This is a genomic window from Microcoleus sp. B9-D4, assembly GCF_036705105.1.
Lineage (GTDB): Bacteria > Cyanobacteriota > Cyanobacteriia > Cyanobacteriales > Microcoleaceae > Microcoleus.
This window is the reverse complement of the sequence record NZ_JAUBTS010000002.1, coordinates 22,370-41,684: the sequence shown is the minus strand read 5'-3', so window position 1 is coordinate 41,684 and position 19,315 is coordinate 22,370. Positions and strand designations below refer to the sequence as shown.

The 19,315-nt window shown below is 46.8% G+C and carries 14 protein-coding genes and 1 tRNA gene; 8 read left to right on the top strand and 7 right to left on the bottom strand.

The features are described from left to right. Positions 1-346: 346 nt before the first annotated feature. From ccmS to QUB24_RS01545, 5 genes are all read right to left on the bottom strand, one after another. Complete coding sequence (gene ccmS / locus QUB24_RS01565) at positions 347-778, bottom strand: beta-carboxysome assembly chaperone CcmS (RefSeq protein WP_333149963.1); 432 nt, start codon at positions 776-778, stop codon at positions 347-349. A 162-nt stretch (positions 779-940) separates the two neighbouring features. Next, positions 941-2,647, bottom strand: a complete 1,707-nt coding sequence (locus QUB24_RS01560) for an ABC transporter ATP-binding protein (protein WP_445300376.1) — start codon at positions 2,645-2,647, stop codon at positions 941-943. Between the two features lie 303 nt (positions 2,648-2,950). Further along, the gene (locus QUB24_RS01555; protein ID WP_333149959.1) at positions 2,951-4,438 is read right to left on the bottom strand and encodes an RtcB family protein; all 1,488 of its coding nucleotides are present in this window, start codon (positions 4,436-4,438) and stop codon (positions 2,951-2,953) included. 453 nt (positions 4,439-4,891) lie between these two features. Next, complete coding sequence (locus QUB24_RS01550; RefSeq protein WP_333149957.1) at positions 4,892-6,727, bottom strand: APC family permease; 1,836 nt, start codon at positions 6,725-6,727, stop codon at positions 4,892-4,894. Positions 6,728-6,793: 66 nt separating this feature from the next. Then, the gene (locus QUB24_RS01545; RefSeq protein WP_333149955.1) at positions 6,794-7,633 is read right to left on the bottom strand and encodes a prephenate/arogenate dehydrogenase; all 840 of its coding nucleotides are present in this window, start codon (positions 7,631-7,633) and stop codon (positions 6,794-6,796) included. Between the two features lie 38 nt (positions 7,634-7,671). Here QUB24_RS01545 and QUB24_RS01540 point away from each other — a divergent pair, with 38 nt between their 5' ends. The 6 genes from QUB24_RS01540 (at position 7,672) to QUB24_RS01515 (ending at position 15,188) form a co-directional block, all read left to right on the top strand. Continuing rightward, a complete protein-coding gene (locus QUB24_RS01540; protein WP_333149953.1) occupies positions 7,672-9,234 on the top strand; it encodes a pentapeptide repeat-containing protein in 1,563 nt (520 codons plus the stop codon). 248 nt (positions 9,235-9,482) lie between these two features. Beyond that, a complete protein-coding gene (locus QUB24_RS01535; protein WP_333149951.1) occupies positions 9,483-11,045 on the top strand; it encodes a pentapeptide repeat-containing protein in 1,563 nt (520 codons plus the stop codon). A gap of 79 nt (positions 11,046-11,124) precedes the next feature. Then, positions 11,125-12,687 (top strand): pentapeptide repeat-containing protein, encoded by a 1,563-nt coding sequence (locus tag QUB24_RS01530; protein WP_333149949.1) that lies wholly within the window; start codon positions 11,125-11,127, stop codon positions 12,685-12,687. Between the two features lie 517 nt (positions 12,688-13,204). Beyond that, positions 13,205-14,713, top strand: a complete 1,509-nt coding sequence (locus QUB24_RS01525) for a helicase C-terminal domain-containing protein (protein ID WP_333149947.1) — start codon at positions 13,205-13,207, stop codon at positions 14,711-14,713. 65 nt (positions 14,714-14,778) lie between these two features. Beyond that, a complete protein-coding gene (locus QUB24_RS01520; RefSeq protein ID WP_333149944.1) occupies positions 14,779-14,991 on the top strand; it encodes a DUF2839 domain-containing protein in 213 nt (70 codons plus the stop codon). Between the two features lie 125 nt (positions 14,992-15,116). Further along, positions 15,117-15,188, top strand: a tRNA-Val gene (locus QUB24_RS01515). 206 nt (positions 15,189-15,394) lie between these two features. Here the strand turns inward: QUB24_RS01515 and QUB24_RS01510 are convergent. Next, a complete protein-coding gene (locus QUB24_RS01510; protein WP_333149941.1) occupies positions 15,395-16,198 on the bottom strand; it encodes a DnaB helicase C-terminal domain-containing protein in 804 nt (267 codons plus the stop codon). Positions 16,199-16,462: 264 nt separating this feature from the next. On the opposite strand from QUB24_RS01510, the gene QUB24_RS01505 reads away from it, so the two are divergent. Next, entirely contained in the window at positions 16,463-17,404 is a 942-nt protein-coding gene (locus tag QUB24_RS01505) for a DNA polymerase beta superfamily protein (protein ID WP_333149940.1), read from the top strand. A 119-nt stretch (positions 17,405-17,523) separates the two neighbouring features. Next, positions 17,524-18,285: a nucleotidyltransferase domain-containing protein gene (locus tag QUB24_RS01500; protein WP_333149938.1), complete on the top strand. Its 762-nt coding sequence runs from the start codon at positions 17,524-17,526 to the stop codon at positions 18,283-18,285. 184 nt (positions 18,286-18,469) lie between these two features. Here QUB24_RS01500 and QUB24_RS01495 read toward each other — a convergent pair whose 3' ends face one another. After that, on the bottom strand, positions 18,470-19,162 hold the full coding sequence (locus tag QUB24_RS01495) for a hypothetical protein (protein ID WP_333149936.1): 693 nt from the start codon (positions 19,160-19,162) through the stop codon (positions 18,470-18,472). Positions 19,163-19,315: the final 153 nt, after the last annotated feature.

The window sequence follows — 19,315 nt, the reverse complement described above, 5'->3', positions numbered from 1 at the left end:
TCCTGCACCCAAAAAGTGGTTTGGCTTTCTACTTAGGATCGCGAATTAAATAACTTACAATTTTAATTGTTATTGTGGGATGGGCGTCCCGCCCCTCCAAAAAAGACGGGCGGGACGCCCATCCCACAATCTTGTGGAATTTATTTAATTCTCATTCCTAAGTGCGATCGGATATAACCATCGACAATAGGGCAACTGAGGACACGGAATTGCCGTTTCCCTACGCCAACATAATCAATCTTCCTCGATAAGAGATATAACCATCGCCCGATTTATTTTCGGGAAACTGCACCGCGTCGTCTCCTGACTTTGGGTAATATCAATTCCGATGCCACCGGATGTGATTCTATTTCATATATTCAACCATCTGCTGTTCCAGCTTAGCCAACAAAGTATCAACATCTGTTGCGGCTTCCTCAAAACAAACAGGAGGTTCAGGCTTAGATTCAAAAAAAATTAACTTAATTTGACCTTCCCCGATCGCCAAAATCGCCACTTCTGTCTCAGGTTTGTGAGCATTCAACACGCCTACAACTTCCTGAATATGACTTTTCACTTGACGGTTCAACTCCTCAACCGCCTCTTTCTTACAATACACAAAACGCGGCGTTTCTGCAATATCAATTGCTAAAATCTCCTCGCTTTCCTCTCCCCTTTCCAGAAATAGCCCCCAAGCCAAAGCAGCCAATTCATGTTGATTAGCTTTCACAAATTTATCTAATTTGCGACTCCAGCTATTTTCGTTGGGTTTGGACTCAGGGCTATCAAATAGAAACATTTTCTCTTCTTGCTTGTAGAAACTAATATTTTGCAGTCAGTTGTCAGTTAGCAGTTGGCAGTTGGCAGTTGGCAGTTGACTGTTGTCATTAGTTACCCATGCCCAATGGCCCATCCCCAATTACAAATTAGCAATTCCCAATTACCCAAAACCGCTGCGTTTCTATCTTATACCAGATTGCACGCGCCAGAGCGCCGCATAAATTCCGTCCTGTTCGATCAGTTGTTCGTGCTGCCCCGATTCTACCACCAGCCCCTCTTCCATGACACAAATGCAATCGGCATTGCGGACAGTAGAAAGACGGTGGGCGATCGCAATTGTAGTGCGATTCTTGGTAATTCGTTCGAGCGATCGCTGAATTGCCGCCTCAGTCTCGTTATCCACCGCTGAAGTAGCTTCATCCAGGATCAAAATGGGCGGATTCTTCAAAACAGCCCTCGCAATTGCAATTCGCTGCCGCTGACCCCCCGACAATTTTTGACCGCGTTCCCCTACAATAGTGTTGTAACCCTCCGGCAATTGGGCGATAAACTCGTGCGCCTCCGCAATTTTCGCAGCATTTACTATCTCTCGATTGTTAGCCTCAAAACTACCGTAAGCAATATTTTCTGCTACCGTACCGTGAAACAAAAACACATCTTGACTCACCAATCCGATCGCTCTCCGCAAATCTTTTAAATTCAGGCTATTTAATTCTATCCCGTCGAGATAAATATTACCGTACTGTACCTCGTACAGCCTCAATATGAGTTTCACCAGCGTACTTTTTCCTGAACCAGTAGCCCCAACAATCGCAGTAGTTTTCCCCGCCGGCAGAGTCAGGGAAAAATACTGCAATATGGGCTTTCTTTGATTATAATAAAAGGTGACATTTTTAAATTCCAACTCACCCTTAATCGAACTAACTGGCCGCCGAATATCACCCGTGCGAATTGCGATCGGAGTATCCAACAAATTCATCACCCGATTAGTCGAAGCCATAGCCCGCTGGTATTGATCCAGAGTATCTCCCAGGCGAGTCAGCGGCCACAACAACCGCTGGGTCAAAAACACCAAAACGCTGTAAGTTCCCACAGACAACCGGCCCGCCACCACCTCCAAACCGCCCAGAAATAGTGTTGCAATAAACCCCAAGAAAATCACAACCCGAATCAGCGGAATAAAAGCTGCCGAAAGTACGATCGCCCGTCGGTTGCTTTCGCGGTAAGCTTGGCTTTGTGTTTCGATACGCTGAATTTCATAATCTTCGGAAGTAAAACTTTTAATAGTAGTAATTCCCATCAAATTATTCGACAGTTGCCCGTTCAGAAAACTCACCTTTTCCCGCACATCAGCATAGAAAGGAGCGAGGCGATTTTGAAAGGCGATCGAACCCCAAATAATAAAAGGTATCGGCAGCATTGACAGCCCAGCAACACCAGGAGATGCAGCAAAAAAAGCCACACCAATCACAATAACCGTTGTAATTACCTGAATTACCTCATTAGCGCCGTCGTCCAAAAAACGTTCTAGTTGATTGATATCATCGTTGAGAATAGAAATCAAACCGCCCGTGCTGCGTTCTTCAAAATAAGCTAATTCTAATTCCTGCAAATGACTGTAAGCTTCCAGACGCAAATCGTGTTCAATATCCTGAGCTAAATTGCGCCACAAATAATCATAGGCATATTCAAAAAGAGATTCCAACGTCCAAACAATCGCGCTCAAAAGAGTGATAATTGCCAGTTGCCAAAAGACATCTTTTATGCCCCACTGAGCGAGGAGAGAATCTTGCTGTTTCACCACCACATCAACGGCAATACCAATTAATGCTGGCGGCGCTAAATCAAAGAATTTATTGAGCAGCGAACAGATACTTGCCAGCCACATTTTCAGGCGGTAGCGGCGCCCGTACTTCAGCAGCCGCTTGAGGGGATGGACAGGTTTTGATGGATTTGGTGACAATTGAGGATTGGGGGTAATTGGGCAATTTTTAGATTTTGCACTTATTCTCACAGCTTTAGAAACGGGCAAGATGCCCGTTCCACAACTAAGAAATTGTCTTTTAGAACGGGCTTTTCACCTGTTCCGAACGGGCAAGATGCCCGTTCCACAACTAAGAAATTGTCTTTTAGAACGGGCTTTCCGCCTGGTTTAGACACCAGTTATTGAAAACGGAGAAATAGCCCCAGGCTACGCTTTAAATGTTAACACTGGCTTCAGTTTAGCGACTACACCAACTATTTGCGCCTCAACCTGAACGTCAATTACTGGTTGAATTGGCTTGTAAGCCGCCGGTGCTTCTTCGATTCTGCGTTCTTCGCGCAAGGTAATGCAATCTACGCCGGTTAATCTCAAAGCGGAGTCAGTTTTGTCAACACCTTTGCGACTCATATCGAAGCGCGATCGCGCCCTACCTGCACCGTGAGAAGCCGATCGCAAAAATCGATCGTTCCCCTTCCCAACCAGCAAATAAGACGGCGCACCCATCGAACCCGGTACAATTACAGGCTGACCCGAATGTGCGGGACAAGCGCCTTTGCGCGTTACCCAGCCGGCACCTTCAGCTAAGGTAATATTGTGAGGCAAATCGTATACTAAGGGAGCTTCCACATCGCCGAAAACTTGCCGCAAACGCCAGCGCAAAAGTTCTGCTAGCAGCAAACGGTTGATAAAACCGTAGTTAGCGGCGGTTGCTTCCGCTTGCAGGTAGCTGTTCACAAGTTCGGGATTTGCTGCCGCAGACAGGGGGAAAAGCCGGGATTCAGGATGTTTCAGAGTTTTCGGCCAGGCCTCGCAAGCTCGATCGCGCCACATTCCGCCGATGTATTTGCCGACATTCCGCGAACCCGAATGAATCATGAAAGCGATTTGTCCCGATCGAACTCCCCAAGTATAAGCCGTAGCTCGATCGATAACTTCCTCAACCACTTGAATTTCCACAAAGTGATTGCCGCCACCGATGGTAGCTAACCCGCCATCCCTGACTAAGCCGTCGTTTGGGACTAATTCTGCGGGGGCCCATTTCACATCGCCATTCATGGAACCGCCAAGGAAAGTGCGTGAAGCGCAGCTATCCCGTAGGGAATCGCACTCTGACGCCAACTGCTCGAAATCCGAATTAGCCGCGCTGCCGGTTGCCTCGTCCAGCATACCATCCAGCCATCCGGGAATCCCGTGTTGGAACATCGCGCGAGCAGTTTTTGCAGTCATGCTGACATCGCGAGTACCGAAGAAATAATCGCCTTTGAGCAATTCTACAAATCGATCGCGCTGACTGAGGAATTGTTCGATCGACAAATCAGCAACGTGTAAGCGCATCCCGCAGTTAATATCCGAACCGACAGCCGCCGGAATCACCATTCCTGTTGTTTGGACGATCGAGCCGATCGCCACCCCCGAATCCCCCGGATGGAAATCTGGAGTAGCGCAAACGCGACAAACGCAGCCGCCTTGAGGGTGTCGAACATTCGCCAAATTTGCTAACTGTTTGAGCGCCTTTGCTTCCACAGGAAAACCCTCTGGGAGCAAAACTTCTGCTGTTGGGGCATCGGCATCTTGCCACTGTTCTTTCAGAGAACTATTGAGACAAATCGAGTAGACTTTATTGTCGTAACTAACATCAAGACCTTGCCGAGACAAAGCTCGCAAAAGCCTGTTCAAGTTTTTTGGCTGCTGCATAAATAGTCTGTTGCGGGTTGCATAGCAACCCCCAAAAGTTGAAGAGATTTTTTAGGGAACAAAAGACTTGGGTTCAGCAGCCGCAATCTTTTTCAAGATAAGTTGAAAGGCAACTTTTCTACTTACTCAACTCATAACATATCATTTTTGATATGTCAACCCTTTCCTTGAATTTTTAATAAATATATAGCGCTCCTAAATCATTTGTGAACTTCTTACTCCCTCCCCTTACTAAGGGGAGGGCTGGGGTGGGGTAAAAAATTTACGACTCCTGCAAGGATTTCTATATATGATTTACCAAGCGGTGTCAGAAACCCGGTTTCTGCCTAGAAAAATCGCATCCAAACCAAAGATTTTGCGAACAAACCGGGTTTCTTGGGCCAGCGCGTCCGATCGCATTCCAATTTTCATTGCGAGGAAGTAGGGGCAATCCCCCGTGGTTGCCCCTCCCACTTAAAGAAAATACCTCACCGTTGTTACAACCCGACTTTTTTTAGCCCGCAAAGCCGCTTTCAAAAAGAAAGCAGTTTGATTGTGCAACAGTCCCTCCCACCAATTTCGCGTCACAAAAGCCGGAATTATCAGCGTTAAATACACTCCCGGTCGCTGCTCTTCAAACAAAGTCAAAAAGTGCGTCAAAGCCTCACCAACAGAACGGTAAGGCGATTCGAGAATTTCCAAAGGAATATCAGACTGCAAATCTTTCCACGCTAATTGTAATTTTTCTCGATCGGTCAAACCAATATCTACGTGAACTGCCACAACTTCATCAGCAATTAAACGAGCGTAATCGAGGGCCTCGAAAGTTCCCCGGTGCAACTGTCCGACTAACACCACTGCCGGATGTGTCACCGTCTTAACTTTAGGTCTGGGAAGATAAGACCTCGGTTCTATTCCCTGAATGCTCAAGCGAGCCGCGACATACCGGTAGTGTCGGTGAATAGCTAAAAATAGAGTGACTACGATCGGAATAGTTACTACGACAACCCAAGCTCCCAAAAGGAATTTTGTAGCGAGAATTACAGCCAAAACTCCCGTTGTTGCCACTGCACCAATACCGTTCATCACAGCACTAACTTGCCAACCTTTACCTCGTTCCTTAAACCAGTGAATTACCATTCCCGATTGGGAGAGAGTAAAAGAAGTGAAAACTCCAACCGCATAGAGGGGAAGCACCGCGCTCGTATTGCCTCGAAAGATGATAATTAAAAGAGCAGCGCAGAAGCTGAGCAGATTAATGCCATTAGAATAAACCAGTCGATCGCCCAACAGCGACAACTGTCTGGGTAAGAACCCGTCCCGCGCCAAAAAATAACAAAGTCGCGGAAAATCAGCATAACTTGTATTCGCCGCCAACAGCAAAATTAACAGAGTTGCGGCCTGCAAATAGTAGTAAAATATGCCGACTCCAAAAATATCTTTCCCTAAGATAGAAAGGAGCGTTTCATGTTCGCTAGGAATCACGTGATAAATATTAGCTAAGTAACTAATTCCCACAAACATCGATCCCAGAATTACCCCCATATAGGTCAAAGTCAGGCTCGCATTTTTCCATTCAGGAGGCTTAAAAGCCAACACCCCGTCTGATATGGCTTCAACTCCTGTCAGGGCCGTACAGCCCGCTGCAAATGCGCGCGCCAGCAGAAATAATCCCAAAGGTTCCTTAGCCGGAATATTTTCTAAGGTCGGGAAAACCTGACCTGTTGCCTGTTGATATAAACCCGTACCAATCAAGATAAAAATTATCACGATAAACGCATAGGTAGGAACCATAAATATATTGCCCGATTCTCGCACGCCCCTGAGATTGGCAAACATCACTAAGACAATAAAAACTAAGCACAGTTCAACTGTGTAGGGGTGCAGCGAGGGAACTGCTGAAGTCAACGCTGCCACCCCAGCCGAAATACTGACTGTGACGGTGAGGATGTAATCAATCATCAGCGAAGCTGCTGCGATCAAACCAGGATAAATACCCAAGTTTTCTCGCGCCACTATGTAAGCGCCACCGCCGTTGGGGTAGGCTTTAATTGTCTGTCGGTAAGACAGCGCCACGATCGCCAACAGTAAAATAATAATTCCAGAAATAGGCAGCGATAAACTCAAACTGCTACTTCCCGCTAGTAATAGCACGAGCAGAGTTTCTTGAGTAGCGTAGGCAACAGACGAAAGTGCATCGGAAGCCAGAACAGCTAGTCCAGCAGCGTTGCTCAGCCGTTCGTGAACCGATGCGCTAGTGGGGAGAGATTCACCCAGTAAAAATCGCTTGATCCGAGAATAAGTGTACATTGAAACTCAATATATAGGCGTCCACAAATCATAATCGAGACGGGGACTGTTGTAAGTATTTTTGGCTCACAATTTGTAATTCTCTCTCGCTTGTTGAGTCAGCTTCAACTTGTGTTCGAGAGCTTGCCAATTTTGAGCTTCGATATCGCTGATAAACCCGTCGAGACTGTCGCGGTAAATAGAGAGCGATCGCAACAATTCCTCTCGATTGTACTTTGCCACCATCACTCCCAGTTCGGGATTGCCGCCGCCAACGCGGCTCGTGTCCCGAAAACCCGAACTCGCCAAATGTTGGGCTAAATTAACAATATCCCGATCGCCCTCAAGATCGCAGGCAGCAACCAGCGTCGCGCTAGCCATGAGTGGCAAATGAGAAATCCAAGCCACAGCTCGATCGTGCTCGATCGGCTCACATCGGTAAACCGACGCACCCAGCAACCGCGCAATTTCCTCAACCTTATCCACCGCAAACGCCGGCGTTTGGGCAGTCGGCGTCACCACATAAGGCCGGCCCACAAACAAATCCGACACCGCCGCCTCAATTCCGCTTTCAGCAGTCCCCGCCATCGGGTGTCCCCCCACAAAATTCGGCCACAGAGGAGACACAGCCTGCACTATGGGTGTTTTTACGGAACCGACATCAGTTACAATAGTATCAGGGGAAAGATAGGGCACCAACTCTCGGACGATCGGCTCGATCGACCCCAGTGGCGTGCAAATAAAAACCACATCGGCTGCTGCCATCAGAGACAGGTTTATGCTGGCTTCATTGACAACACCGCGAGCTTGCGCCCGATCGCAAGTCTGCTGCCGACTCGAAACCCCCAAAACATTAAACCCGCGCGATCGCAAATCCAGCCCGATCGAGCCGCCAATTAAACCCAGTCCTACAATACCGATATTCATAGCAATAAAATGGGGATATTTGATACGGTGCCGCCCCCATGACAGTCGAGGAACTCCTGAAGAAATATGCCGCCGGAGAAAGAAACTTTGCCGGAATCAACCTGACTGAGGCCAACCTCAGCGGCGTCAACTTGAGCGGAGCCAACCTCAAGGGTGCGAATCTGAGTGTAGCAAACCTGAGCGGAGCCAACCTCAGCAAAACCAACCTCACAGGTGCCAAACTCAACATCGCCAGACTCAGCGGCGCCCATCTAGGCGGCGCCGACCTCACCGACGCCGACCTCAACGTCGCTTACCTAGTGCGAGTTGACCTCAAAAAAGCCATACTCATAGGAGCGAAACTGATCAGAGCCGAGCTCATTCGAGCCGAGCTCAGCGGCGCCAACCTCAGCGCCGCCAACCTCAGCGGCGCCACCCTCACCGAAGCCACCCTTCGAGGAGCCAACCTCGCTCAAGCCAACCTTCGAGGCGCTCACCTCAGTGGCGCGTGCTTGACAGAAGCCAACCTCGAACAAGCCAACCTGCAAGGAGCCGACCTCAGCCGAGCCGACCTCAGCGGCGCCGACTTGCGAGGCACAGAACTGAGACAAGCCAACCTCACTCAAGCCGTACTCAGCGGCGCCGACCTCAGCGGCGTCAATTTGCGCTGGGCCATCCTCAGCGGCTGCAATCTTCGCTGGGCCGACCTCAGCGAAGCCAAATTGAGCGGTGCCGACCTCAGCCGAGCCGACCTCTGCCACGCCAACTTGCTGAATGCCAGCTTAGTGCACGCCGACCTGTCAAATGCCTATCTGATCCGCGCCGACTGGATTGGAGCAGACTTAACCGGAGCCACCTTAACCGGAGCCAAACTTCACGCAGTTTCGCGGCTCGGCATCAAAACCGAAGGCATGACCTGCAAGTGGGTTGATCTCAGCCCCAACGGCGACCACAGCCAAATTTACTGGTTGAACTCGGGAGGAACCCACGAATTTTTTCACGAAACCTTGCCCACAGTTCGGATCGTGATTGACTCGCCCTTAGACCAAGGCGCTCATTTTGCACTAGCTGCAACTTATTACCAAATTGCCCAACAATACCCGAGTTTAAGTCAGCCTCCCACGATCGAAGTCAGCTCTAGGCGCACCGTACTCGCATTTAAAATGGACAGCGACGATAAATTATTTGCCACCGCTTACGTTGCCATCATTCCTTTTAACGACGCTGCCATAACTCAAAAAAACCTAATAGCTTTAATGAAAATGATTCAATCCCACGATGCAGGCAAACTTAACGTCAAAGAATCTAAACACGTCCAGTTATGCAGCAAAGCACTCAACCAAGCTATCAGCAAAGTAGACCAAATCAAAATTTCCAGTTCTTTTCCAAAAATCGGCGAAAGCATCAATTTCTTTCAAATTCCCACACAGATGATCTTAATTAATTCCCGCGATCAAAGACTCAGCGTATATCACCACCCCGCCTTCGGCAAGCGCCTGATTAAAAAATACGAGCCAAGTAACTCACCATCGGGTAAATTAGCCGAAAGCACAAAATTGGCTCAAGCTAATATCACTAGCATTTTGGATTTTATAAAAGGCTTCCACAATATAGATGTCTAGGCATATTGCATCAAGTTACAGAAAATGCTTATTCTAGTTTAAAGGTTGGCACAACAAAGCTTTGTTCTAGCTAACACATCATATCATTTCCGGTTACACCGGAATGATGTTGACTGTTGACTGTTGACTGTTGACTGTTGACTGTTGACTGTTGACGCCGTGAACAGTGAACAGTCAACGCCGTGAACAGTGAACTCTAATTTACTATTCCGATGCTAACGGATTTGATATCAGGGAAATTTAAAAGCATGGATGCCGAAGAACTCATCACCAAATATGCAGCAGGAGAAAGAGACTTTACTGCCATCCTCCTTTGCGAGGCAAATCTCAGCAGGATCGATCTCAGCGGGGCTAATTTCAGTGAGGCAATCTTGAGCCTCACCAACATGAGTGGCACCAATTTGTCAAACGCCAACATGAGAAAAGCCAAACTCAATGTTGCCAGACTCAGCGGTGCCAATCTCAACAAAGCCAACCTCAGCGGCGCTATCCTCAACGTAGCTAACTTGATTCGAGCCGACCTCAGCGAAGCCCAACTCGTCGAAGCTACACTGATCAGATCCGAACTGATTCGAGCAAACCTCAGTAGTGCCAACTTGACCGGTGCAAATCTCAGCGAAGCAGATTTGAGAGAAGCAACCCTCAGAGAAGCCAATCTAGAGCAAGCCGACCTCAGCGGGGCTCACCTTAGAGGCGCTTCCCTAACAGCGGCAAACTTGGAACGGGCCAACTTGCACAGAGCCGACCTCAGCAGGGCAGACTTGCGAGGAGTCAACCTCTGCAATGCCGAACTCAGACAAGCTAATCTTTCTCAAGCAAACCTTAGCGGCGCGGACTTGCGAGGCGCTAATCTCCGGTGGGCTGACCTCAGCGGGGCGAACCTAACCGGCGCTGACCTCGATGAAGCGAGATTGAGCGGGGCCAACTTGTACGGGGCCAATTTGAGCAATGTCAATCTGTTGAACGCTACTCTGGTACACGCGGATTTGACTCAAGCGAATTTGATTCACGCTGATTGGGTGGGCGCAGATTTGACGGGGGCTGCCCTGACGGGGGCAAAAATTTACGCGGTGTCTAGGTTTGATGTGAAAGCAGATGACATTACCTGCGATTGGGTTGACCTCAGTCCTAACGGCGATCGCAGCCACATTCAGCGCTTTACCCCAGAAGAATCTCAAAGGTTTTTCAATGCTACACCGCCGACAGTTCAAATTATTGTCGATCGACCCCTCGACCCGGATGCTAACTTTGTCCTGGCAGCTACCTACCGCCAAATTGCCCGTCAATACCCTGCTTTGAGCCATCCTCCCAGTATCGAAGTTAATTCCAGACGCACAATCATATCCTTTAAAATAGAGCAGGACGATCAACTATTTCCCACAGCTTTCGTTGCCATTATTCCCTTTAGTGATGCAGCATTTACTCAGAAAAATTTGATTACTTTGATCAAGATGATTCAACCCCAAAGTGGTAATAACCTGGGCGTCAGAGTCTCAAATATGGTAGTGCAATTAAACGTAGCCCTGACCAAAACAATGAGAAAAATAGGGGAAATGAAAATTCAGCCGATTCGCCTCGATCGCGAACCGATGTCAAGTTTTTTCCAATCGCCTACCCAAACTGTACTGGCTAACTCCAGCGCCGAAAGTTTGATGATTCACTATCACCCCGATTTTGGCAGAAACTTGACAAATTTGCCCGGAGTCAACAAAACCTCTATCAGTCCTGCAATTAAAGCCCAAAGATTTACCACCCCGCCGCTAAATACGGTCATTGAGTTTGTCAAAAGCTTTTATCAGCTCGGTGAGTAAATACTATAAATTAATTTGAGATAATTTCTATTCATGCCCTATAAAAGTTAGCCAATTGCTATTTGATTCAAGTAAAAATATGGAAGCTGAAGAACTGCTCAAACGATTTGTACTCGTCAAGAGATACACAGAAGGCGACAGAGACTTCACAGGAATGAACCTGAATGAAGCTAATCTCAGCCGCATCAACCTCAGCCAATCAAATTTAAGGGGGGCTAGCTTATTTGTCACCAACCTCAGCGGCGCTAACTTGAGCGAAGCTAACTTGAGCGAAGCTAACCTGAATGTGGCTAGACTCAGCAGTACCAACCTCACGCGGGCAATCTTAAACGGGGCTACTCTCAACGTAGCAAACTTAGTCAGAGCCGATTTAAGTGCAGCTCAATTAATCGGAGCCTCCCTGATTAGATGCGAATTAGTCCGCTGCGAACTCAGCAAAACTAACTTCAGCTGTGCCAACCTGACTGAAGCAGATTTAAGAGAGGTAAAACTGACGGAAGCTAACCTGTGCGGTGCTAATCTTTCCGGTGCCAATCTCAGAGGTGCTTCGGCTGCTTCAGCTAACTTTCAAGAAGCTAACTTGCATGGCGCGGATTTGACGAAAGCAGAACTTAGCGGCGTCAATTTGAGCAATACCGATATGAGACAAGCTTCTTTGCAACAGGTGAATCTCAGCAGTGCCAATTTGAGCGGAGCTAACCTCAAATGGGCTGATTTGTCGGGAGCTAACCTCAACGGCGCCGATCTGAGCAGTGCTAAATTGAGCGGAGCTAACCTCAACGGAGCAGATTTAAGAAATACTAATTTAGCAAGTGCTAGTTTCGTTCACGCTGATTTGACAGAAACAAATTTGATTAATGCAGATTGGGTGGGCGCTGATTTGAGGGGAGCAACTTTAACAGGAGCAAAACTGTATTTGGTTCCTCGGTGTGGCATCATCGTAGATGATATTACTTGTCAGTGGCTTGACCTGAGCCCGGCGGGCGATCGCACTCTGATTCAACAATTTAATTCGTCGTCACAATCGAGAAAATTTTTAAATCACACCCCTGGGTTAGTGCAAATTGTGGTTGACGCACTTTTAGACTACTCAGCAAACAGCACTTTAGCAACAGCTTACAGCGAAATAGCTCGGCATTACCGGGCAATGAATTTTCCTCCCAATATTGAAGTCGGCTACCGCCGCACAACTCTAACTTTTAGATTTGAGAGCGATGAGCATTTATTGCCAGCAGCTTTTTTAGCGATTATTCCTTTTAAAGATGCTGTACAAACTCAGAGAAATATTATGGTTATCGGCAAAAATATCGAAAGTCAAAATTTGGAGGAGAAACGAATATTGCAGTTGCGTAAAGCATTGAGTACAGCTACAAATAAATTAAATGAGTTGATTAATTTACTCTCTAATATATCACGGATGAGTCAGCCAACAAAGTTTTTTGATTCACCTACCCAAACTATTTTAATTAGTTCGGGACAGGAGAGTTTGATGGTGAATTCTCACGGGAATTTTGGGAAGGGAGGTGCAACTCATCAGGAGAGTAATTTCAGTTTGCCTCTCGGTCAAAAAGTAGTTGATTTTCTGGCCAGTTTTGATTATAAGGAATACCCTGAAAACCCCGTGAATTCAGTCCGGGAATGAAAGGGCGTTGCAGGATTTATCCTGCCTGTTCTCTTTACCTCAATCCTGAATCTAAAATCCAATCTTTTTAATTCAAAAAACTTTCTTAAAAAGTTGGACAAGACGGGACAATATGGTAGACTAAGACAGTCAAGGTTAAACTCCTTTGTCCGAAGTGAAACAGTTAAGACACACTTTTAGGCATGAACTGGGGGACAAAGTGCGGCGAAAACACTCTAAACAGCCGAAACCGAAAATGTAGGTTTCAATCCAGCAAACGTAAACTTGTCTACTGGGAATTGTTAAGTAGGGTAGGGCATACCCAAACTCTAGATAAATATTCTAGTACGCTTTTGGAGATAGATCCCAAGAGAGTGTTTCTGAATTGGACTCGTCAATTGGTGGTACTCCACGGTTGAAAAGTTTAAGTATTGCCGTGAGGACAGAACATTTTAAGGTCAGTCGCTGAATTAAGAATCCCCTCGGCTTCAGCCAGGGGAGTGTCAAGTTGAGTGAGAAATGTCAATTTTAAAACCGATTGATTGAGGTAGAAGTCCACAATTCGCTGCTCCGCTTCCTGCGATCGAACTCCGAGCCGCACTGGCCCCACCATTTAACGATGGCGCGGCTCGTGGCGCGGGCTTTGCGCTTGGGGCGCAGCGCTCTGATCCAAACGGGGCTTCCCGGTGGAGCTTACCGACAGCGGTATCGAGTCAGCTATTTGATGCCGATTTTGATGTGGCCGCAGCCTGTGATTTTAGTCGCGCCGACACGGGTGATCGAGCATTTGAGAGCAGTGGAAATTCCCCGTTTGCAAGAGTGGCTGCAAACTGATAAGCCGATCGAGACTTATTCGGATAATGCCACTGGACGAGGATTGATGCTAGCAGATCCCGAGTCTTGGCTGGCGACTCGCTTGGCGGTGGATTCGGAACTTCACAGCAATATTCCGACAATTATTGACGGTGTGGATGACTTGGAAGTTTGGACGCGCCAGCAATTGACGGCGTGTTTGCAACCTGCTGACTGGAATGATTTAATGCAATCTCAGCTTTTGGAAGCCGATGCAATCCTCCAAGGGCGGGTAATGCTAACGCGGGCTTTCTTTCGGCATCCGGCGAAACCAGAGGAGTGCTATTTGCTGGAAACGGCAGAGCAAAATATTTTGCAGGGGCTGTTTGAAACCATCGAGCCGAATTCGCTGATTCCGGCTGCTTGGAGCAATTTTTGGCAGCGGTGGGAAACAAACGGACAACTGCGGTGGGCGGAAATTAATCGGGAGGCTGGCTCATTTTCTCTGTTCTGCGCGCCGGTTCAGGTGGCTGAGGTTTTGAGCAAAATTTGGGATTCTCAGCCGATGGTGTTGATTGGGGGGGCGGTGGATGTGGAACCGAAGGCTGGGATTTTCCGGCAAATGCTGGGGCTTCCAGAATTGACGAGCGTTAAGTTTTCGCCCGATCGACAAAGCGAATTAATTCAACTGTACATTCCCAACTGGCTGCCGCTGCCGAATACGCCGGAATTTCAGGGTGTTTTAATTGAAGAAATTCGGACTTTGCTGTTGATGAGCGCGTCGGTGCCGGGGTTAACGGTGCTGATTGTTGGTGATGTACCGCTGAAGGCGAGGCTGGCGGCGATTTTGGCTTCTGAGTTCGGTTCTCGGGTGCAGGTTGAAAAGACTGATGTGGGGGAGAATGCGATTTTGGTGACGGGGTGGGAGTTTTGGCGGGAACATCAGGGGGTATTGAGGGCGCCTCACTTGCTGGCGATCGCAACTTTGCCGCTACCTTCTTTGGAGAATCCTTTGGTGACGGCGCGTGTGGCTTATTATAAGGAACGGCGCAAGGATTGGTTTCGCTTGTATTTGCTGCCGGCGGCGCTGAATGAGTTGCAACGGGCGATCGCGCCTGTGCGAGAACGTCAAGGGGTAGTAGCGATTTTCGACAGCAGGGTGATTCACCGCAGTTATGGACAGCAGGTTTTAGCGGCTTTGAGTCCTTTTGCGAGGATTGATTATTTGGATACGACTTGGCTGACGCAGGCTTGAGATGACCTGTTGACTTATAATTTGTTTAGGTATCCAGTAGAAATCTAATTTAGTAGACAAAGATTATGGGTGAATCTAAGCGTCGCAAAGAGTCGATCGGCGACGAATACGGTAAGGAAGAGCGCATCGTTCCCTGGCTGCCAATCACGAAAACCCAAAGCGAAGATTTTGTGAAGTGGACAAGTCGCGGAAGCTGGATCGGGATTAGTCTTTTGGTTGCTTGGTGGATTGTAGTGCGGTTTGTCGGCCCCTCGGCGGGTTGGTGGGTGGTTAACTGATGCCAGACTCGACAAATGCCTGTTTTCTTGGCATTGTGTCGAGTTCAACTCGGAAACAAGCTGCTGATTTTTTAGGAAAAATTTAGTTGCAAATTTGGACTTGGTATGGTATAGTAATTATCTGCGGGCAATTAGCACAGTGGTAGCGCACTTCCTTCACACGGAAGGGGTCGCAGGTTCAAATCCTGCATTGCCCATATTCTCAAAGCTATATCTATTAAGAGTTACAGGGATTTAGAGCAGGTTCGTGCCTCTTTTCTTTTTTCAGTTTTCTATCAATTCGTAAGGTGCTCATTGCGCGCCGTACCGATTATTCGTAGATAGCTAACCGTAGGGTGCGTCAGGGGGGGAATTCTTAGTTTGTTGTCGTCACATTCTGCCCGAATCGCACCCTACAACTTTCTTATTTTAGAATACTTATGAAAGACCCTTTTTCGGGACTGAACCAGCATTTTGCAGTGCCCAAAGCACCGTTTCTTTGCTTTCTAACTATTAATTCTATCTTGCCCTTTTCAATTGAGTCTGAGTTGTAATAATCGTCGCGATACAGGCAGAGAGCTACGTCTGCATATTGTTCGATGTCGCCACCTTCCTTCAAATCCAACAACAATGGGCGCTTGTCATTGCGACTTTCGACGCCACGATGTATCTGAGCTAGTGCTACAAAAGGCACATCAAAATCCTGGGCAATCGCCTTGCACTGTCCTGCAAGCGCTGCCACATCCTGAGCGCGGTTTACTGCGCTTCTTTCTCCTAATAATTGGAGGTTATCTAGTATCACTAAGCCGATTTTTCCGTAATCTTGTTCGACGCGCCGAAGGAGGCTTCTCATTACTGCCGGTGTTAGGCTAGGGCCCGAAGTGTCATCGATAATTATTGGTAATCCCGATAGGTCTCCGATTGTGGATGCCAGGTTCTCCGATTCTTCCTCGTAGATTTTGTTCCACATCAGTCTTTGAGAATTTATCCCCGACGCCATCGCCAGCATCCGCTTTATGAGGGCTTCTTTAGACATTTCGGCACTAAAAAAGACTACCGGCAGTTTGTATTTTTTGGCTATTTGTAGAGCCAAATGTATCGCAAACCAGGTTTTCCCCATTGAAACCCTGGCGGCAACAATGATTAGATCCTTTCGTACCATCCCCCCAGTCATATCGTCCAAATCTAACAGCCCTGTTAAGTATCCCGGTGAGATGTTTGTATCCATTATTTTATTTTTAATTAATTAAAATTTGTATAAATTTACCTCGTTTTTTACCTTTAAATCAATAATTTTTGTCACGCTGAAAATGTGATTTATATCACTCAATCTCGATTAAGCATAGAAGCCTTATTTAACAATAGTTTTAGCGATTTGTTAGGAAAGCAAGCGCATACCTATGCCCAAACGATCGATCGCCCAAAACTCCCCTTCTATACTACACATATGCTACAATAACATAGTAGCTCGTGCCCCGCAGGAGGTTTCCTCATGGCAAATGCCAATCTTCCTCAAAATTTCAACTTAATCATCCCCGCAGGAACCCAAATTGTCACCAAAATCGAGGTCAAAAACCCCGCCAGCGACCAATCTTGGAAACCGGGATTAGTAGGTGTCATCGTTCAATCGCCTACGGACAATTCCCACGCATATTTAGTCAAACTCCCAGACGGAACAGAAGTTAGTCTGCGGCGGCACGAACTCAGCATCCGCAAGCAGTTTCAGAGCGAAGGATTGCAGTCAGGAGGAGATTTTCTTGCAGAATACAACCTCTATGATTCTGTAATTTACCGCTGCATTCTTGGTTCCAGAGCTTATGGTCTTGATAACGAGCAATCCGATACAGACAGACGCGGGATTTACCTGCCCCCGGCAATCCTTCATTGGTCGCTTTACGGCATTCCAGAACAATTGGAAAACAAGGAAAATCAGGAATGCTATTGGGAACTGCAAAAGTTTCTAGTTTTGGCACTAAAAGCTAATCCAAATGTGCTAGAATGTTTGTACACGCCTTTAGTAGAAACTGTTTCTCCTGTAGCACAAGAATTGCTCGAAATTCGGGAAATCTTTCTTTCTCAATTGGTTTATCAAACTTACAATAGCTACGTTTTGTCTCAATTTAAAAAAATGGAGCAAGACCTCCGCAATACCGGGGAAATTCGTTGGAAGCACGCGATGCACTTAATTCGCTTGTTGCTGTCAGGAATTACGGTGCTCAAGGAGGGGTTTGTACCGGTTCGCGTGCAGGACTATCGATCGCAACTTTTATCTATCCGCAACCAAGAAATATCCTGGGATGAGGTGAATCGCTGGCGGTTGAGTTTGCACGGTGAGTTCGATCGCGCGTTTGCTGCAACTTCCTTACCGGAACGTCCTAATTACGAGAAAGCGAATCTGTTTTTGATTGAAGCGCGTAGAGGTGCGATCGGCTAAAAGGGGCGGGTTTACGAGATCGTTAATTTGAGACATATATGGTTGGTAAAACCCGCCCCTACAGGTATTTGCGATTGTTTAACCGGAATTAAAATTAGCCTTGATAAAATTTTGAAAAAATGACAGAATACATCTCGAATCTCGCCCAAATTATCTCTGTTCAACCTTATCCGCTGCTGTTTGCGACTGTCAGCGGTTCGCACTTATACGGCTTTCCTTCGGCAGATTCTGACTTCGACTTGCGGGGAGTACACATTTTGCCGCTACCGCAAGTAATTGGACTAATTTCTGGAGAAGAAACAATCGAAGTGTCGGAAGTTCGGGAGGAAATGCAACTCGATTTAGTAACTCACGACATCAAGAAATTTTTTGAGTTGCTGTTGAAGCGCAACGGCTACGTGCTAGAACAACTGTATTCGCCGCTGATAGTTTACACTACAAAGGAACACGAGGAATTAAAGGCTATTGCCTCGAACTGCATCACCAAGCACCACAGCCACCACTATCTCGGTTTTGCTCAAACTCAATGGAAATTGTTTGAGAAAGAACGCCCGCGTCGGGTTAAGCCGCTTCTGTACGTTTACCGGGTGTTGCTGGCTGGGATTCACTTGATGCAAACGGGGGAAGTTGAGGCGAATTTGGTGAAGCTTAATGATAAGTTCCAGTTGTCGTATATTCCTGATTTGATTGAGCGCAAGCTGGCTGGGGAGGAAAAATCTGTGCTGGAAGATACAGATATAGAATTTTATCAGCAAGAGCGCGATCGGCTAATTAATATATTAGAAGAGGCAAGTTTTACAAGTCATTTGCCATCCAATCCTAATGCAAAGGTTGCTCTTAACGATTTTCTGGTAAAGGCGAGGATGTCATCTGTGAACTAAGCTGTTCCACCTCTAATTAGTCTTTTGGTGCAGCAAGCAGCCTATATATTAGTCGTTGTGTCCGCCGAAGATTACATAACCTCCAGTACAGTACACATCAGTATCAAAGAAAGCGGGTTTTTTATCCTGATCAAAGGCCATAATGCAGTATTTTCGTCGTCCATCCAACCCGGTTTTAAGTGATTCACCTTAATAGATTTGTGTTGGCTGCTTCGCTAAGGGCAGGTATGCCGATATTTTGATGCTCGGTAACTTGTGTGTTTTTTCCTGGTATGTAAATATTCCAACTTACCCCGCCTAAATATGTCTTGATATATGAAATCAAGGCGTGGATAAATACAACGATGCCCAGCATTTCTAAAAACTCTTCAATGGTGGCTACTATCAGGTAGGGTAAACTCTCCATTCCCGTGGTAGAAAATAGATATCCCCCAGGAATTTCCATCCCGATTGATCCTCCAATATAAAAAGCGCCTGCTGCAACAAATAATTTTCTTGTGGCAACAGGAAGGTGGAACACAAACTTACTGTAGGATAATAGAAATATCGCTACAAGAAAACCGAACGGCACAATCCAAGTAAAGTAAAGAAATCCTGATGCCTTTAGCAGGCTTCGCATCGGGTCAATCAACTTTTCGTGCAATTGACCAGCTTCGTCTAATGATAAATATAGAAATATGAATGATAAAATTTTCCAGTGATTCTTGTAGCGATCGCTATCCAAATTTTTAGCATAGGCGATCGCACCCAGCAAGAGAGAACTAAACAGCAATGCCAAACATGAGTATAAGGTTGGAAGGTTTCTCTCGGCATCAACGTTAAATACCTTTGCCAAATACTCTCTCAACGGGTATTCCGGCAAGTAGTACAGACTCATCTGACTTAAGAAAGAGAGTACAGCTAGACAGGTCACCACTCGGAGCAAAAATTGGGTTACAGCCCCAGGAGCTAAAGGAATTTGGAATTTCATGTTCTTCTAACCGTTCTCTTAAGCTTTGTTTAAGGAAATCTTATCAAACGAAAAAAAAAA

What these genes read in the sequence shown, in the direction of transcription:
- ccmS (WP_333149963.1), bottom strand. Translation starts at nt 778, where the DNA reads ATGTTTCTATTTGATAGCCCTGAGTCCAAACCCAACGAAAATAGCTGG.
- QUB24_RS01560 (WP_445300376.1), bottom strand. Translation starts at nt 2,647, where the DNA reads ATGTGGCTGGCAAGTATCTGTTCGCTGCTCAATAAATTCTTTGATTTA.
- QUB24_RS01555 (WP_333149959.1), bottom strand. Translation starts at nt 4,438, where the DNA reads ATGCAGCAGCCAAAAAACTTGAACAGGCTTTTGCGAGCTTTGTCTCGG.
- QUB24_RS01550 (WP_333149957.1), bottom strand. Translation starts at nt 6,727, where the DNA reads ATGTACACTTATTCTCGGATCAAGCGATTTTTACTGGGTGAATCTCTC.
- QUB24_RS01545 (WP_333149955.1), bottom strand. Translation starts at nt 7,633, where the DNA reads ATGAATATCGGTATTGTAGGACTGGGTTTAATTGGCGGCTCGATCGGG.
- QUB24_RS01540 (WP_333149953.1), top strand. Translation starts at nt 7,672, where the DNA reads ATGACAGTCGAGGAACTCCTGAAGAAATATGCCGCCGGAGAAAGAAAC.
- QUB24_RS01535 (WP_333149951.1), top strand. Translation starts at nt 9,483, where the DNA reads ATGGATGCCGAAGAACTCATCACCAAATATGCAGCAGGAGAAAGAGAC.
- QUB24_RS01530 (WP_333149949.1), top strand. Translation starts at nt 11,125, where the DNA reads ATGGAAGCTGAAGAACTGCTCAAACGATTTGTACTCGTCAAGAGATAC.
- QUB24_RS01520 (WP_333149944.1), top strand. Translation starts at nt 14,779, where the DNA reads ATGGGTGAATCTAAGCGTCGCAAAGAGTCGATCGGCGACGAATACGGT.
- QUB24_RS01510 (WP_333149941.1), bottom strand. Translation starts at nt 16,198, where the DNA reads ATGGATACAAACATCTCACCGGGATACTTAACAGGGCTGTTAGATTTG.
- QUB24_RS01505 (WP_333149940.1), top strand. Translation starts at nt 16,463, where the DNA reads ATGGCAAATGCCAATCTTCCTCAAAATTTCAACTTAATCATCCCCGCA.
- QUB24_RS01500 (WP_333149938.1), top strand. Translation starts at nt 17,524, where the DNA reads ATGACAGAATACATCTCGAATCTCGCCCAAATTATCTCTGTTCAACCT.
- QUB24_RS01495 (WP_333149936.1), bottom strand. Translation starts at nt 19,162, where the DNA reads ATGAGTCTGTACTACTTGCCGGAATACCCGTTGAGAGAGTATTTGGCA.